Annotated in this window: 14 protein-coding genes and 1 pseudogene; 10 read left to right on the top strand and 5 right to left on the bottom strand. The window is 72.1% G+C overall.

Annotated elements, in window-relative coordinates; genetic code table 11:
• Positions 1–1447: GMC oxidoreductase (locus tag QM572_RS03030; RefSeq protein ID WP_415089893.1), on the top strand; the 1447-nt coding region annotated here is incomplete at its 5' end.
• 99 nt (positions 1448–1546) lie between these two features.
• On the opposite strand, the gene QM572_RS03025 is transcribed toward QM572_RS03030, so the two are convergent.
• Positions 1547–2869, bottom strand: a complete 1323-nt coding sequence (locus QM572_RS03025; protein ID WP_415089891.1) for a Wzz/FepE/Etk N-terminal domain-containing protein — start codon at positions 2867–2869, stop codon at positions 1547–1549.
• A 60-nt stretch (positions 2870–2929) separates the two neighbouring features.
• Positions 2930–3769: a glycosyltransferase gene (locus QM572_RS03020; RefSeq protein ID WP_415089889.1), complete on the bottom strand. Its 840-nt coding sequence runs from the start codon at positions 3767–3769 to the stop codon at positions 2930–2932.
• An 80-nt stretch (positions 3770–3849) separates the two neighbouring features.
• Between QM572_RS03020 and QM572_RS03015 the strand changes: the two genes are divergently transcribed.
• The 6 genes from QM572_RS03015 to QM572_RS02990 are packed head-to-tail and all read left to right on the top strand — an operon-like array spanning position 3850 to position 8827.
• On the top strand, positions 3850–4635 hold the full coding sequence (locus QM572_RS03015) for a WecB/TagA/CpsF family glycosyltransferase (RefSeq protein WP_415089887.1): 786 nt from the start codon (positions 3850–3852) through the stop codon (positions 4633–4635).
• Positions 4636–4663: 28 nt separating this feature from the next.
• Positions 4664–5929: a hypothetical protein gene (locus tag QM572_RS03010; protein WP_415089885.1), complete on the top strand. Its 1266-nt coding sequence runs from the start codon at positions 4664–4666 to the stop codon at positions 5927–5929.
• Positions 5930–5951: 22 nt separating this feature from the next.
• Entirely contained in the window at positions 5952–6545 is a 594-nt protein-coding gene (locus QM572_RS03005; protein ID WP_415089883.1) for an SIS domain-containing protein, read from the top strand.
• Positions 6520–7089 (top strand): D-glycero-alpha-D-manno-heptose-1,7-bisphosphate 7-phosphatase, encoded by a 570-nt coding sequence (locus QM572_RS03000; RefSeq protein ID WP_415089881.1) that lies wholly within the window; start codon positions 6520–6522, stop codon positions 7087–7089. The genes QM572_RS03005 and QM572_RS03000 overlap by 26 nt, the downstream gene beginning before the upstream one ends.
• On the top strand, positions 7086–8138 hold the full coding sequence (locus QM572_RS02995; protein ID WP_415089879.1) for a hypothetical protein: 1053 nt from the start codon (positions 7086–7088) through the stop codon (positions 8136–8138). The genes QM572_RS03000 and QM572_RS02995 overlap by 4 nt, the downstream gene beginning before the upstream one ends.
• Positions 8138–8827, top strand: coding sequence for a sugar phosphate nucleotidyltransferase (locus tag QM572_RS02990; protein WP_415089877.1), 690 nt, complete (start codon positions 8138–8140; stop codon positions 8825–8827). Before QM572_RS02995 ends, QM572_RS02990 begins: the two co-directional genes overlap by 1 nt.
• A gap of 31 nt (positions 8828–8858) precedes the next feature.
• Here QM572_RS02990 and QM572_RS02985 read toward each other — a convergent pair whose 3' ends face one another.
• The 3 genes from QM572_RS02985 to QM572_RS02975 are packed head-to-tail and all read right to left on the bottom strand — an operon-like array spanning position 8859 to position 11845.
• A complete protein-coding gene (locus tag QM572_RS02985; RefSeq protein ID WP_415089875.1) occupies positions 8859–9932 on the bottom strand; it encodes an acyltransferase family protein in 1074 nt (357 codons plus the stop codon).
• A 17-nt stretch (positions 9933–9949) separates the two neighbouring features.
• Positions 9950–10813 carry a 3-methyl-2-oxobutanoate hydroxymethyltransferase gene (gene panB / locus QM572_RS02980; RefSeq protein WP_415089872.1) on the bottom strand — a complete coding sequence of 288 codons (864 nt, stop codon included), beginning with the start codon at positions 10811–10813 and terminating at the stop codon, positions 9950–9952.
• Positions 10814–10837: 24 nt separating this feature from the next.
• Positions 10838–11845, bottom strand: coding sequence for a glycosyltransferase family 2 protein (locus QM572_RS02975; RefSeq protein WP_415089869.1), 1008 nt, complete (start codon positions 11843–11845; stop codon positions 10838–10840).
• Positions 11846–11893: 48 nt separating this feature from the next.
• Between QM572_RS02975 and QM572_RS02970 the strand changes: the two genes are divergently transcribed.
• The 3 genes and pseudogenes from QM572_RS02970 to QM572_RS02960 form a co-directional block, all read left to right on the top strand.
• A complete protein-coding gene (locus QM572_RS02970) occupies positions 11894–13927 on the top strand; it encodes an NAD(+) synthase (protein ID WP_415089867.1) in 2034 nt (677 codons plus the stop codon).
• 101 nt (positions 13928–14028) lie between these two features.
• Positions 14029–15366 carry a glutamine synthetase family protein gene (locus QM572_RS02965; protein ID WP_415089865.1) on the top strand — a complete coding sequence of 446 codons (1338 nt, stop codon included), beginning with the start codon at positions 14029–14031 and terminating at the stop codon, positions 15364–15366.
• Between the two features lie 27 nt (positions 15367–15393).
• Positions 15394–15840: pseudogene (locus QM572_RS02960) on the top strand (bifunctional glutamine-synthetase adenylyltransferase/deadenyltransferase); the annotation flags it as partial.

The raw sequence follows: 15840 nt of genomic DNA, 5'->3' as shown, positions 1-15840 counted from the left end.
GGTCGAGGCCGGCGGCCGGCACCACACGCGCCGCGACAGCCGCGCGATGGCCGGGGAGGGGGCCGGTGCCCCGGTGGAGCTCGTGCGCTCGCGGCGGCGCGGCTTCGGCGGCACCTCCGGCCACTGGCAGCCCGACACCGGCCTCAGGCTGCGGCGCCTGGATGCGGCCGACCTGGTCGCCCGCCCGGGCCGCGACGACGTGGGCTGGCCGATCGGCGCCGAGGAGCTGGAGCGCTGGTACGTCCATGCCTTCGAGGCCTTCGGCTTCTCCGCGGACGTGGAGCCCGCGCTCTGGTTCGGCCCGGGCGATCCCACGCCGCTGGCCGCGCCCGGCGGTCCGGAGCTGGCCATGTTCCGCATCGCCGAGCACGACGTCTACACCCGCCGGTACGCCGAGGTGAGCGCCTCGCCGAGGATCCGGGTCGCCCTGGAGAGCGCGGTCACCGGGATCCACACCTCGGCCGACGACGCGCGGCTCGTCGAGCGGCTCACGGTCACCACGCGAGCGGGCCGCGCCTTCGGCGTACGCGCCCGGCAGGTCGTGCTGGCGACCGGCGGGATCGACAACCCCCGCCTGCTGCTGGCCTCGCCCGGCTCCACGGGCGCCGGGGTCGGCAACGAGCACGACAACGTCGGCCGTTGGTTCCAGGACCACCTCGCCGTGGACAGCGGGGTCCTGGTCCCGAGGCCCGGAGTGGACCTGCACGCGGAGCTCTTCGCCATCCAGCGCGACACGCCGCGCAGCCGCTTCCAGACGATGCTCTGGCTCGGCGACCGGACCCTGGCCGAGCACGAGCTGCTCAACGCGGTGGCCTGGATCGTGCCCGTGCCACCGGCGTACATCACCCCCGGTGTCGGCGCCCTGCGCCGGCTCCGCGCGGGGCGCCACACCGCTCCTCGCGGCCCGATCGCCGAGCCGTTGGGCGAGATGACGCGGGATGCGGGATCGGTGGGACGGTACGTCGCCGACCGGCTCACCGGCCGCGCCGCCGCGCCGCCGCGGCTCTCGCTGCGCTACTTCACCGAGCAGCGTCCCGACCGCGGCTCGCGGGTGATGCTCTCCGACCGCCTCGATCCCTACGGCATCCCACGGGCCAAGGTCGACTGGCACGTGGCGGCCGAGGACCTGACGCTGATCCGCCGGCACCAGGATCTGCTCGCCGCCGGCCTCGAGGCGCGCGGCGTCGCGACGATCGAGGATCGCTACGACGCCGCGACGCATCGGTCGCCCGTGATGCCGATGTACCACCACATGAGCACGACCCGGATGCACCCCGACCCGCGCCAGGGCGTGGTCGACCCCGACTGCCGGGTGCACTCCACGCACAACCTCCACGTCGCCGGCAGCTCGGTCTTCCCCACCGGGTCCTACGTCAACCCCACGCTGACCATCCTGGCGCTCGCGCACCGACTCGCCCGGCAGCTGCGCGGTCAGCTCGGCAGGTAGCGTCGCGCACGGTGTCCGGCGCCTGTGCGATGACCGACGACCCATCATCGCGCGGCATCATCGGCCGCACCGGGCGTCCGGGTGGGACGGGCGCGACCACTAGGTCTCGTAGACCAGGTCGTCGTCGCTGAGGAAGCGTCGCTCGAAGTCGGCGCGGTCACGCTCGGGCACCTCGTCCACCACCACGCCGAGGAGCCTGAGACCTGCCGCGCCGAGCTCCCGGCTGGCGCTCGCCAGGAGCTCGCGCTTGCTCGACGGGGTCGCGACGAGGACGACGCCGCCGACGTACTGGCCCAGGAGCGCCAGCTCCGCGACGTGCGGCACGCCGGTGGCATCCAGCACGACCGTCTCGAACGATGCCTTGAGCGTGTCCAGGACCGTGGCCATGGCGACGCCGCTGAACGCCTGGCCGAGATCCGTCGTGCGCGACCCGGAGGGGATGACGCTGAGCGAGGAGTCGTTCCACGGCTGCACGATGTCGTCGAGATCGCTCGTCCCCGCGAGCGTGTCCGCGAGTCCCGGCACGGTGGGGACGCCGAAGGCCGAGCTGGTCCGTCCGCCCAGGAGATCGGCGTCGATCCAGACCACGGTCCTTCCGGTCTCGGCCATCACGCCCGCCAGCCGGCCGCCCAGCTTGGGCACGTCCGTCGACTCGGAGAGGGCGACGATCAGCATCGAGCGCGGGGCGTGGCCGGCCGCGGCCAGCATCGAGGCCCACGCCACCCGGAGCGCGCCGTCGGCTGCGTCGTCGGAGCGCGGCAGCACGGCGATCACCGGCAGCCCGGTGGCGTCCTCGATCTCCACGACCGAGGCGACCCGGCGCCGGAGCGCGTTGAGGACGATGATCAGCGCGAGCCCTGCCGTCACGCCGAGCACCAGCCCGACCAGCAGGTTCAGCTTCGGCTGCGGCGAGATCGCCGCCGAGGGCGGTGTCGCCGACTGGATCACGCTGAGCTGCGTGGGGGCGTCGACGTCGGCGCTCGGCTTGGTGAGCGTGGCGATCACCTGCGGCAGGCTCGTCGCGACCGCGTTGGCGACGTCGGCGGCCCCCTGCGCGGTGTCGGCGCGCGCGTCGATCTGCACGATCACGGTGTTGAGCGGCACCGACGCGGTGATGTCCGAGGCGAGGGTGCCGGGGGTGGTGTCCAGGTCGAGGCTGGTGATGACCTTGTCGAGCACCGCCGGCGTCGTGGCGACGGCGGCGTAGCTGGAGACCTGATTGCTGGCGTAGAGGCCGGAATTGACCAGGTCCGAGCCGGTGGTGTCGTGGGTCGTCGTGCTGACGAACAGCTTGGCGGTGGCCTGGTAGGTCGTCGGCTGGCGGGAGGTGTAGACCAAGGCGAGAGCGACTCCCGCGATGACGGCCGCCGCCAGCACCAGGGGGTAGCGCCGGATCAGGGCCACGAGGCGGTGGAGCGTCAAGACGGGCCTTCCTGAGTGCTGGTCGTAGCGGAGTCTAGTGGTCGCGGCCGGGCTCGCCGGTCAGGCGCGGCTCGAATCGTCGCGACTCCACTCCAGTGCGCCCGCGGCGAGCCTGCGGCGCGCTCGACGCTCCGCGGTCATCCGGACGCCGGCGTACACGGCGAACGCGGGCCAGAGCCAGGGCCGGCGCAGGATGCGGCCGACCAGATCGGCGGCGGAGCCCGTGCTCGCGGCCAGGCCGTAGTGTCGCTCCAGCTGGAGATTGCCCACGGTCGCACGGGTCAGTCGGTTGACCACGGCCGTGAGGTTCCGCGGGGCATGGCTCACGAAGACGTGCGACTCGTCCACCCAGCGTCCGGCCCCCGCGACGCGCTCGATCCACAGGTCGTCGGCGATGACCGGGGGGAAGACGTCGAACGTCGCGCGCGCGGCTTTGCTCAGGGCGTAGACGCCACCGCCGATCGGCCCGGCGACGGCGTAGGACGTGTGCTTCCACACTGCCTGGTACGCCCGGGCGCCGAGGGAGGCGCCTGTCGTGTCCACCACCATCCGAGGCGCGGCGGAGAGGACGATGCCGGGCTCGGAGAGCCGGTCCGCCAGCGCGAGCAGCGCGGGAGCGTCGACCTCGATGTCGGCGTCGACGTAGGCGCGCGGGAACAGGTCGGTGGCCGCGTCGCCCGCGTTGAGCGCCGCGGTCTTGGACGCTGTGGGGATCTCGATCACCCGGATTCTCGGGGACGTCGCACGTGCCGTGGCGGCGGTGCCGTCCGTCGCGCCGTTGACGACGACCACGATCTCGAGGAGCCGGTCGGTGTCGCTCTGCACGAGCCGGCCGAGCAGTCGCGCGATCACGCTCGCCTCGTTGTGGGCCGGGACGATCACCGACATTCGTGCGCTCACGCGTCCGACCCCTCCGTTCGTCTCGGCTCCGAGGGCCCTAGGATAGGTCTCCGGCGAGGCGGACCACGGGTCGGGGAGTGATGAGCGAGACACGCGCGCGTGTGTGCGTCGACGGGCACGGCGAGGTCCGGATCAACGACCATCCCGTCTTCAACGGCTCCACCGCGGCGCTGCTCGCGGAGATCGAGACCCTGGTCGCGTCCGGGCGCCCCGCGCTCGTCGTTCCGATGAACGTCGACCAGATCCTCGACCTGGAGCGGCTCGAGAGCACGCGCCGGGTGTACGCGGCCGCCGACATGATCCTCATGGACGGAGCCCCCGTCGTGACGCTCGCCCGGCTGCTGGGCGCCACGAGGGGCCACCGCCACACGGGGGCGGACCTGCTGCCCCTCGTGGCGGCCGAGTCGGCCGAGCGCGGGTGGCGGGTGGCGATCCTGGGCGGCGGCCCGGGCGTGGCCGAGCTCGCCGCTGCCCGGCTCGCCGCGAGCCATCCCGGGTCCGTCGTCCGCGCCTTCGACTTCCCCTTCGTCACCGATGTGACCGACTCCGCTCTCACGAGCGTGAAGGACGAGCTCGCCGCCTTCGAACCGGCGGTGGTCTTCATCTGCCTGGGAGCACCCAAGCAGGAGCTGTGGTACCTCGGCTGGCGCGACGTGTTGCCCCCGGCGGTCTATGTGGCAGCGGGCGCGGCGGTCGACTTCGCCGCGGGCACCGTGGCACGCGCGCCACGCTGGATGCAGCGGCTGGGCGCCGAGTGGCTCTGGCGGCTGGCCCAGGAGCCCCGGCGGCTGGCGCGTCGGTACCTTCTCAAGGGCCCCCGGTTCGTGGGCGTCATCGCCCGGTCCCTGGCTCACCGGGACCGGTGAGCGTGACCGACGGGCCCGTCTCCTCGTGGTGAGCGCCGGCCGGCGGCTGCTGGCCCACTCGACGGTCTCCATCGTCGACCAGGCGTGGCTGAGCCTGCTGAACATGACGGTCGGCCTGATCCTCATCCGCGAGACCACGCAGCAGGAGTACGGCGGCTACTCCCAGCTCTTCGCCGCCGGGCTGCTGGCGGTGACGATCGCCGAGTCGGTGGTGAGCAACCCCCTCACCACCCTCGGCTCCACGCTCGACCGGCCCGAGCGGGACGCCGCGGTCGGCAATCTCGCCGCCTTCCATCTCCGGGTCAGCACGGCCGTCGCCGTCGTCGTCGGCGCGGTGGTGGCGCCGATCGTCCTCGGCGCCGAGCCGTCGGTGGTCGCGCTGGCGGCGGGCTTCTCGCTCTACGCCTTCGTCACCCTCCGCCGGGAGCTCCAGCGCACCATCGGATTCCTCGACGGGCGCCCGGTGCGGGTGCTCGCCGGCGACGTCCTCTACGGCGCGGCCCTGGTGGGATGCGTGGTCGGACTCTCCGCCACCGGCCATCTCGACCTGCCCGTTCTGATGGTGGTCATGGCCCTGGCGGGGGCCGTGCCGGTGCTGCTCGGGAACCGGCTGTCGGCGCTGCCGCGCGACCCGGCGTCGTATCGGGCGCGCCGGGCGTACGCGATCAGGCGTGGCCGACTGGGGCTGCCCGGCGCCGTCTCGTCGTGGCTGGTCAACTTCAGTTACCTCTACGTGGCCGCCGCGATGCTGGGCACGGCAGCCTCCGCGGAGCTCAACGCCTCGCGCCTGCTCCTGGTCCCGATCTCACTCAGCGTGGTGGCCTGGAGTCGCGTGGCCAGGCCGATGACGGGCCGGCTGCTCGCCGATCGCGACCATCGCACGCTGCGGCGACTCATGGCCGCCTCCGTCGCGGGACTCGCGCTCGTCGCCCTCGTCTACGCGGGCCTCGTGCTGCCTCTGGTGCCCTGGCTGGAGCGGCACGTGCTCGGATCCGAGTACCGCGACGTGGACGCGCTGGTGATCTGGTGGGCGGTGTACTTCGCGGTCTACGCCATTCGCTGGGCCGGTGCGACGGCGCTGCTCAGCGCCGACGCCTACCCCCAGCTGCTGACCTCGGCGCTCGCCGGCCTCGCGATCCTCGTGGTGGCGCTGCCGGCAGCCGTGGCGATGTTCGGGGTGCGTGGCGCCATCATCGGCCTGATCGTCTCGGAAGTGCTCAACCTGATCCTGGTCTGGGGCCTCTTCCTCCCGCGGGTGCTGTGGCCGCGGCCGACCACCACGGACGACCACTAGAGTGTCGCCGACACCGAATCACGTGAGGGAGAACATGCGTTCGTTGGAGGAGATCCTCCGGGAGTCCATCGCCACCAAGGAGCGTGTCCTGGCCGACGGCGCCCTGTTGGCCACCGCCGTGGAGGTCGGGGAGCGGATGATCCAGGCTTACCGGGGCGGAGGTCGTGTGTACTTCTGCGGCAACGGGGGCAGCGCCGCCGACGCGCAGCACTTCGCCGCCGAGCTCACCGGCCACTTCATCTTCGACCGGCCACCGCTCGCCGCCGAGGTGCTCCACGGCAACCCGTCCCACATGACCGCGGTGGGGAACGACTACGACTACGACTCGGTCTTCGCCCGTGCGCTGGAGGCGTCGGTCACCCCGCGCGACGTCCTGATCGCGATCAGCACCTCCGGCAACTCCGAGAGCATCGTGCGGGCCGCGCAGGTCGCCCGGCGCGTCGGCGCCACCACCGTCGGGATGACCGGCGAGAGCGGCGGCCGGCTCAAGGACCACGTCGACCTCCTGCTCAACGTGCCGTCGACCGACACGGGGCGGATCCAGGAGTCGCACGTCGTCTTCCTGCACGCCATCTCCGAGCACGTCGAGCATGTCCTCTTCGCCGCCGACCGGTAGGACCGGGGCCGACTGGGTCCTCTTCCTCGACCGCGACGGCGTGGTCAACCGCCGCGTCGTCGACGGCTACGTGCTCGACTGGAGCGGGTTCGAGCTGCTCCCCGGCGTGGTGGAGGCGATCGGGATCCTGGCCGCGTGGGCACCCCACGTCGTACTGGTGACGAACCAGCAGGGCGTCGGCAAGGGCCTGATGTCGCGGGAGAGCCTCGACGACGTCCACGCGCGCCTGCGCGCCCTCACGGGCGAGGCGATCGAGGACGTGCTGGTCTGCCCGCACCTCGCCTCCGACGGCTGCGAGTGCCGCAAGCCCGGCACCCTGCTGGCCCGCACCTGGCTCGCGGCCCACCCGGAGGTGGACCCCGCGCTGTCGGTCATGGTGGGGGACTCGGCCTCCGACATGGAGATGGCGGCCCGGCTGGCCGAGGTGACCGGCGGCTGTCTGCGGATCGGGATCGGCGAGGTCGAGGGGGCGGAGATCGGGTATCCGTCACTGGCAGACTTGGCCGCGGACGTCGACGACCACCAGGGGGGACCACTGCGATGACGCTGATCCGCGGACGCGCGCCACTGCGCCTGGGGCTTGCCGGGGGCGGCACCGACGTGGAGCCCTACTCCAGCACCCACGGGGGCCGGATCCTCAACGTCACGATCGACCGCTACGCCTACGCCACCGTCGAGGAGATCGAGTACGGCGTGGAGTTCCTGTCGCCGGACCGCACCATGGCCGGCTTCGCCGGGCTCGACGAGCTCGACTACCTGGTGGACGACTTCGGCCTCCACGTCGCGGTCTTCCGCCGGATGATGACCGAGTTCAACGACGGCGAGATGATCCCGGTGCGGCTGGCCACGCAGGTGGACGCGCCGCCCGGCTCCGGCCTCGGCTCCTCCTCGACGCTGGTGGTCGCGATGGTCGCGGCGATGGCGGAGTTCCTCAAGGTGTCGATGAGCCAGTACGAGCTCGCCCGCCTCGCCTGGGAGATCGAGCGGATCGACGTCGGGCTCGGCGGCGGCTGGCAGGATCAGTACGCCGCGGCCTTCGGCGGCTTCAACTACATGGAGGCCCAGCGCGGCACCGGCCACGTCATCGTCAACCCCCTGCGCGTGCGCCGCTCGATCGGCGCCGAGCTCGAGGCGTCGCTGCTGCTCTACTTCGGCGGCATCTCCCGGAGCTCGGCGGACGTCATCGCCGAGCAGCAGCGTCACGTCGTCGCCAAGGACCAGCGGGCTCTCGCGGCGACCGACGCCATTCGCGTGGAGGCGCAGATGATGAAGGACTTCCTGCTCGTCGGGGACATCCGAGGCATGGCGAACTCGCTGCGCGACGGCTGGGAGGCGAAGAAGCGCCTGGCCTCCCGGATCAGCACGCCGGCGATCGAGCGCGCCTACGAGGTCGCCTCGCAGCACGGCATGATCGCCGGCAAGGTCTCCGGCGCCGGCGGTGGCGGCTTCATGATGCTCTTCGTCGATCCTGTCCGGAGGCTCGAGGTGGAGCGCAGTCTCGTGGCCGAGTGCGGGGGCGTCGTGTCGACCTGCCACTTCACCGAGCACGGCGCCGAGGCGTGGCGGACCGTCAACCCCGTGGTGGCCCGCTGATGCAGGTCGTCGTCCTGGCCGGCGGGCTCGGCACCCGCCTGCGCGGCGCGATCCCGGAGGGCACGCCCAAGCCGATGGCGCCGGTCGCCGGCCGGCCCTTCCTCGAGCACCTCCTCGACCGCTCGATCGAGGCCGGCGCCGACCGGATCCTGCTGCTGGTGAGCCATGCGGCGCAGGTCATCGTCGACCACTTCGGCGACGCCTACCGCGGCGTCCCGATCGGCTACAGCGTCGAGCCGTCGCCGCTGGGCACCGGCGGGGCCCTGCGGTACGCCGCCGCCGACCTGGCCGAGGAGTTCGTGCTGCTCAACGGCGACACCTACACCGAGGTCGACCTCGCGGCCCTCCTCGCCCGGCCGGGCCCGCTGGCGCTCTCGCTCACCGCCGTGGAGGACACCGGCCGCTTCGGGCGGGTGCGGGTGGAGGGCGACGCGGTCGTCGAGCTGCTGGAGAAGGGCAGGTCGGGGCCGGGCTACATCAACGCCGGCGTCTACGGCTGCCGGCGCTCGCTGCTCGACCTGTTCCCCGACGCCGAGCGGTTCTCCTTCGAGACCGACGTGATGGAGCCGTCGGTGGAGCGGCTGCGGCCGGCGTACCAGCTGACGGGCGAGGTCTTCTTCGACATCGGCGTCCCCGACGACTACGCCGCCGCCGATGCCTACTTCTCCACAGGCGGAGCCGGCCGGTAGCGCGCGGCCCGGTCGCCGCCCCGGCACGTGCTCAGAGGGCGCGCCCGGTGCGTCTGCGGCGCCAGGTGGACACCGGGACCTCGACGAGGAGGTAGAGGCCGATCCCGACGCCAGTGCCGGCGACCACGCCGATCGGAACCCGGACGGCGAGCGGCCACGCACTCGGGATCACCGAGATGATCCCGTAGTGGCAGAGGTAGATGCTGTAGCTCGCCCGGCCGAGCAGCTGTGCCGGGCCGGAGCCGCACACGGCGTGGAAGAGCCGTGCGACCGCGTCGGTCGGACGGGTGGCGAACCCGTAGGCGATCACCAGGCACGCACAGACGCTCTGCACCGTGTAGCGGACGGTGTCGCGGAACAGCGCGTCGCGCACCCCGAGTGAGACCAGGAACGCGGCGCCGGCGGCGACGAGCACCCAGGTCCGGCCGGCCCACGCCGTGCGCCCGCCGCGAATCGCCAGGGCGAGCAGGATGCCCAGGGCGATCCCGTCGATGCGGGTGTCGGTGCCGTAGTAGATCCGATCCGCGGTCGCCGCCGTCCCGTCGGAGTAGGCGAACCGGAGCCCGGTGCTGACCAGGACGGCGGCGACACTGAGCGCGGCGAGGCCGGGTACGGCGTGCCGCCACCGCACCGCGGCCCACCACACCAGCGCGAAGCAGATGTAGAACTGCTCCTCGATCGCCAGGCTCCACACGACGTTCGACCCCGGGAGCACCGCGATGTGGCCGTCGATCGCCAGGTGGGCCCAGTTGTAGACGAAGAAGACCTGGCTTGCCACGGCGGGCCAGTCGACGGCGTGCCCGACGGCGTAGACCAGCGTTGGCACCACCACGGCGACGAGAAGAGGCGGGGCCAGCTTCCAGAATCGGCGCGCGTAGAACCCGGCCGGCGCGAACCCGCCGGTGCGATCGCGCTCGCGGAGGGTGACCCAGGTGATGACGAACCCCGAGATCGCGAAGAAGATCGTCACGCCGGAGCCACCCGGGACGACGCCGTCCAGCCCGGCGTGGGCGACCACCACGAGCATCACGGCGACGGCGCGCAGTGCGTCGACATGGGCGAACCGGCCGCCGCGGTTCAGCGGCGCCTCGGAGGAGATCGTCATCGCGGGCGTCGGGCAGATCAGAACGTGTGCTCGGGGCCGGGGAACGTGCCGGCGCGGACCTCGTCGGCGTACGCGCGCGCGCCGGCCAGGAGCTGGCCGCGGACGTCCGCGAAGGTCTTCACGAAGCGCGGCATCCGGCCGTCGGCGGGGCCCCGGATGCCCATCGCGTCGGTCCAGACCAGCACCTGGCCGTCGCACCCGGCGCCGGCCCCGATGCCGATCGTGACGATCGCGAGCTCCTTGCTGATCTGCTCGGCGATGTCGCCGGGCACCATCTCCATGACGACGCCGAACGCGCCGGCCTCGGCGACCGCGCGGGCATCGGCCCGCACCTTCTCGGCCGCGTCGCCGCGGCCCTGGACCCGATAGCCGCCGAGCGCGTGCTCGGACTGCGGGGTGAAGCCGATGTGGGCGCACACGGGGATGCCGCCCGCGACGAGCCTGCGGATGGTCGGGGCCATCTCGATCCCGCCCTCGAGCTTCACCGCGTGCGCCAGCCCGTCCTTCATGAACCGGGTCGCGGTGGCGTAGGCCTGCTCGGGCGAGCCCTGGTAGGACCCGAAGGGCAGGTCGCCGAGCACCAGGGCGCGCCTCGTGCTGCGGGCGACCGCCCGGGTCAGCGGGATCAGCTCGTCCACCGTGACGGGCAGCGACGTCTCGTACCCGTAGACGTTGTTGGCCGCGCTGTCGCCGACGAGGAGGACGTCGATGCCGGCCTCGTCGAAGATCCGCGCCGTGTACATGTCGTACGACGTCAGCATGGTGATCTTCTCGCCGCGCTCCTTCATCTGCGCGAGGGTGTGGGTGCGGACTCGTCCGGCGGGTGCCGCGGCGGCTCTGCCTGCAGCCCCTGCGCCATAGGGCGCGGTCTCCTCAGTCATGGACTCGATCCTAGAGCGAGTCGGCTACTCGGCCGGCGTCTCCTGACCCCGTGCGACCAGCGCCACGTTGTAGAGGGGCCGGTTGAGCGACTGGACGTAGGTCCGGCCGACGTACGACCCGATCACGCCCATCATGATGAGCTGGATGCCGCCGAGGAAGAACATCCCGACCCCGAGGAAGGCCCATCCGGGAACGGCATGGGCGGGGAAGAGCACGCGCACGACGACGGCGTAGAGCGCCGCGAGCAGCGAGAGCGCCGAGATCGCGCCGCCCAGGCGCGAGATCAGCCGCAGCGGGAAGGTCGAGAAGCCCAGGATCCCGTCCGCCGCGAGGCGCAGCATCCTGCGCAACGGGTACTTCGACTCGCCGGCGACGCGGGCGTCGCGGTCGAACAGCACGCCCTCCTGGCGGAAGCCGAGGTTCGCGACCAGCCCGCGGAGGAAGCGGTTGTGCTCGCGGTAGGTGACGAGGACGTCGAGCACCCGGCGGTCGATGAGCCGGAAGTCGCCGACGTCTCGCGGGATGTGGGTCTCCGCGAGCCGGTCGAGGAGCCAGTAGAACGAGCTCGCGGTGGTGCGCTTGAACAGGGTGTCCCGGCGGCTGCGGCGCTGCGCGTAGACCACGTCGGCGCCGGACTCCCAGACCTCGATCAGCTCGAGGCTGACCGCCGGCGGGTCCTGGAGGTCGGTGTCCATGACGATCACGGCGTCGGGCCGGGCCTCGTGGGCGAGGTCCAGCCCGGCGGTCACGGCGAGCTGGTGGCCGAAGTTGCGCGACAGCCCGAGCACGGTGACCCGCGGGTCACCGGCCCGGAGCTCCAGGAGCCGGTCGAGGGAGCCGTCGGAGGAGCCGTCGTCGACGTACACGAACTCGACGCGCAGGTCCGGGCGTCGTGCCGTCGCCTCGACGAGGGCGGCGTGGAAGGCGTCCACGCCGTCCACCTCGTCGTAGACCGGCAGCACGTAGATCACCAGAGGCTGCTCGCGCTGCACCACGGGTGCGGGCAGCTCCACGGCAGGGGTCTCGCGCACGAGCGGCATCGTAGCCTCGCTCCGAGGGGCCTTCCCTAGGATGGCGGTGTGGACTTCTACTCGGCGTACGCGCAGGGCTTCGCTCGCGTCGCGGCGGTCACGATCCCGATCTCCGTCGCCGACCCCGCCTCGAACGCCGAGGCCGTCATCGCGCAGGCGCAGGCCTGCCATGCCGAGGGCGTCGCCGTGGCCGTCTTCCCCGAGCTCTGCCTCTCCGGGTACGCCGTCGACGACCTGTTCCTCCAGGACACCCTCCTCTCCGCGGTCGAGGCGGCGCTCGAGGCGGTCGTGGAGGCGTCGAGCGAGTGGACCACGGCGGTCGTGGTGGGGGCGCCGATCGTCTACCGGCACCGCGTGCTCAACTGCGCGGTGGTCATTCACGGAGGTCAGGTCCTCGGGGTCGCGCCGAAGTCCTATCTGCCGACCTACCGCGAGTTCTACGAGCGCCGCTGGTTCGCGCCGGGCGACGACGTCGACGACCTCATCACCATCGCCGGCGAGGACGTGCCGATCAGCCCCAAGCTGCTCTTCCACGCCACCGACGTGCGGGGGCTGGTCTTCCACGTCGAGGTCTGCGAGGACATGTGGGTGCCGGTGCCGCCCTCGGCCCAGGCGGCCCTCGCCGGTGCGACGGTCCTGCTCAACCCCAGCGCCTCGCCCATCACCGTCGGCCGGTCGGAGAGCCGGCGCCAGCTGGTGCAGAGCTCGAGCAGCCGGTGCACGGCGGCCTACGCCTACACCGCGGCCGGCCAGGGGGAGTCCACCACCGACGTCGCCTGGGACGGCCAGACGATGGTCTACGAGTGCGGCGACCTGCTGGGGGAGACCGAGCGCTTCCCCGACGGCGCCCGCGCCACCATCGTCGACGTCGACCTCGACCGCATCCGCGCCGAGCGGATCCGGCAGGGCACCTTCGACGACAACCGCCGCACCCTCGTCGAGTTCGACGACTGGCAGGACGTCGAGTTCACCCTCGAGGCGCCCACCGGCGACATCGGGCTGCGGCGCAAGGTCGATCGCTTCCCGTTCGTCCCCGACGACCCCGAGCGGCTCGCGCTGGACGCCTACGAGACGTTCAACATCCAGGTCGCGGGCCTGGTCCAGCGACTCCGCTCGATCGGTCAGCCCAAGATCGTGATCGGCGTGTCGGGCGGCCTCGACTCCACCCACGCCCTGCTCGTCGCGGCCAACGCGATGGACCGCCTCGAGCGGCCGCGGAGCGACATCCTGGCATTCACGCTGCCCGGCTTCGCGACCTCCGACGCGACCCGCGAGAACGCCGTCTCCCTGATGAAGGCGCTCGGGACGACGTACGAGACCATCGACATCACGCCGGCGGCCCGGCAGATGCTGGCCGACCTCGGGCATCCGTTCGCCGGCGGCGAGCCCGTCTACGACGTCACCTTCGAGAACGTCCAGGCCGGTCTGCGCACCGACTACCTCTTCCGTGCGGCCAACCAGCGCGGCGGGATCGTGCTCGGCACCGGCGACCTCTCCGAGCTGGCGCTGGGCTGGTGCACGTACGGCGTCGGCGACCAGATGAGCCACTACAACGTCAACGCGGGCATCCCGAAGACCCTCATCCAGCACGTCATCCGCTGGGTGATCTCCACCGAGCAGTTCGAGGCGGGCACCGACGCCGTGCTGCAGACGATCCTCGACCAGGAGATCAGCCCCGAGCTCGTGCCGGTCGCCACGGGAGAGAAGCCGCAGTCGACCGAGGAGAAGGTCGGGCCCTACAGCCTCCAGGACTTCAACCTCTTCCACCTCGTGCGGCACGGCCACCGACCCTCCAAGATCGCCTTCCTCGCCTGGCACGCCTGGCACGACGAGCATCTCGGCGACTGGCCGCCCGCGTTCCCGGAGGCGAGCCGCCGCGCCTACGACCTGGGCGAGATCCGCGACTGGCTCGAGGTCTTCCTCCGGCGCTTCTTCGCCTCGCAGTTCAAGCGCTCCGCGCTGCCGAACGGCCCCAAGGTGTCGAACGGCGGCACGATGTCGCCGCGCGGCGACTGGCGGATGCCGAGCGACGCCAGTCCGGCGGCCTGGCTGGCCGATCTGGAGCAGGTCCCCTTCTTCTGAGCGTCATCTCGGGCCGTTCGGGTCGAGCTCCTTCCGCCGGGCGGCGCGCTGCGGCGTCGCAGCCTCGATCCCGCGGAGGCGACACCGATAGGGTCGGCGGCATGGGAAAGCAGGAGGATTTCGTCCTCAGGGCGCTGGAAGAGCGCGACGTCAGGTTCGTGCGGCTGTGGTTCACCGACGTGCTCGGGTTCCTCAAGTCGGTGGCGGTCGCGCCGGCCGAGCTCGAGGGGGCGTTCGCGGAGGGGATCGGCTTCGACGGCTCCGCGATCGAGGGGTTCGCGCGGGTCTACGAGGCGGACATGCTCGCCAAGCCGGACCCGCAGACCTTCCAGATCCTGCCGTGGCGCGAGGAGGGTCCCGCGACCGCGCGGATGTTCTGCGACATCGTGATGCCCGACGGCTCCCCGTCGTACGCCGACCCCCGCTTCGTCCTGAAGCGGACCCTGTCGAAGGCGGCCGAGAAGGGCTTCACCTTCTACACCCACCCCGAGATCGAGTTCTACCTCTTCCGCGGCCCGCAGGTGGACAGCGAGCTGCCCACCCCGGTCGACTCGGCCGGCTACTTCGACCACACCGCCCAGGGCGAGGGCGCCGACTTCCGGCGCGAGGCGATCACCAACCTCGAGGCGATGGGCATCTCGGTGGAGTTCTCCCACCACGAGGGCGGCCCCGGCCAGCAGGAGATCGACCTGCGGTACGCCGACGCGCTGTCGACCGCCGACAACATCATGACCTTCCGGACCGTCGTCCGCGAGGTCGCGCTCAGCCAGGGCATCTGGGCCTCCTTCATGCCCAAGCCCTTCACCGAGCACCCCGGCTCGGGCATGCACACCCACCTCAGCCTCTTCGAGGGCGACCAGAACGCCTTCCACGAGGCCGGCGCGGAGTACGGCCTCTCCCCGGTCGGGCGTCAGTTCATCGCAGGCCTGCTGCGGCACGCCGCCGAGATCAGCATCGTCACCAACCAGTGGGTCAACTCCTACAAGCGGCTGGTCGCCACCGGCGAGGCGCCCTCGCACGTGAGCTGGGGCCACAACAACCGCTCGGCGATGGTCCGGGTCCCGATGTACAAGCCGCTCAAGGGCAACTCGACCCGCGTCGAGCTGCGCACGCTCGACACCGCCTGCAACCCCTATCTCGCCTTCGCCGCCATCCTCGCCGCCGGCATGAAGGGCATCGAGGAGGGCTACGACCTCCCGCCCGAGGCCGAGGACGACGTCTGGTCGCTGTCGGCTCCCGAGCGGCACAGCCTGGGCATCGACCCGCTGCCCAAGGGCCTCGACGAGGCGATCGCGCTCGCGGAGGGCTCCGAGCTGCTGGCCGAGACGCTCGGCGAGCACGTCTTCGACTTCGTCCTGCGCAACAAGCGGGCCGAGTGGGAGGAGTATCGCTCGCAGGTCTCGCCCTGGGAGCGCCGTCACCTGCTGTCGGTGCTCTGACCAGGTGTTCCGACGTCGAGTGACCCCGTGATCAGGCGGACCACCGGCAAGAGCGCCCTCATCCGGCTGGGCTTCGCCGATCCGGACGCGGCCGAGGCCGAGCTGCGCCACCTCGGCGCGGCCGCCGATCCGCTGCTCGCCATGCTCGGGCTCACCGCCGACCCCGACCTGGCGCTCGCCGCGCTGGTACGCCTGCTCGACGCGGCTCCCGACGCGAGCGCGCCGGACGGCCTGCTCGACACCCTCACCGACGACGAGGGCTCCGCCATGCGGATCCTGGCCGTGCTCGGCGCCAGTCAGGCCCTGGGGGAGCACCTCGTACGTCACCCCGAGCACTGGCGCGAGCTCACGGACCCGACGCTCGGCTCGACCCGCCCGCCGGCGTACGCGATGCGGGAGTCGCTGCTCGCCGCGGTGGCGGGGAGGCCGCGGCAGGAGGCGGTCGACGCGCTGCGGGTCGAGCACCGCCGCCTG

The organism is Nocardioides sp. (assembly GCF_047607365.1).
In the GTDB taxonomy this organism is placed as follows: Bacteria; Actinomycetota; Actinomycetes; order Propionibacteriales; family Nocardioidaceae; genus Nocardioides.
Note: the sequence above shows the minus strand (reverse complement) of the source record. Positions and strands in the feature narration are given on the sequence as shown.

What these genes read in the sequence shown, in the direction of transcription:
- QM572_RS03015 (WP_415089887.1), top strand. Translation starts at nt 3,850, where the DNA reads ATGAGCGAGACACGCGCGCGTGTGTGCGTCGACGGGCACGGCGAGGTC.
- QM572_RS02965 (WP_415089865.1), top strand. Translation starts at nt 14,029, where the DNA reads ATGGGAAAGCAGGAGGATTTCGTCCTCAGGGCGCTGGAAGAGCGCGAC.
- QM572_RS02990 (WP_415089877.1), top strand. Translation starts at nt 8,138, where the DNA reads ATGCAGGTCGTCGTCCTGGCCGGCGGGCTCGGCACCCGCCTGCGCGGC.
- panB (WP_415089872.1), bottom strand. Translation starts at nt 10,813, where the DNA reads ATGACTGAGGAGACCGCGCCCTATGGCGCAGGGGCTGCAGGCAGAGCC.
- QM572_RS02985 (WP_415089875.1), bottom strand. Translation starts at nt 9,932, where the DNA reads ATGACGATCTCCTCCGAGGCGCCGCTGAACCGCGGCGGCCGGTTCGCC.
- QM572_RS03000 (WP_415089881.1), top strand. Translation starts at nt 6,520, where the DNA reads ATGTCCTCTTCGCCGCCGACCGGTAGGACCGGGGCCGACTGGGTCCTC.
- QM572_RS02995 (WP_415089879.1), top strand. Translation starts at nt 7,086, where the DNA reads ATGACGCTGATCCGCGGACGCGCGCCACTGCGCCTGGGGCTTGCCGGG.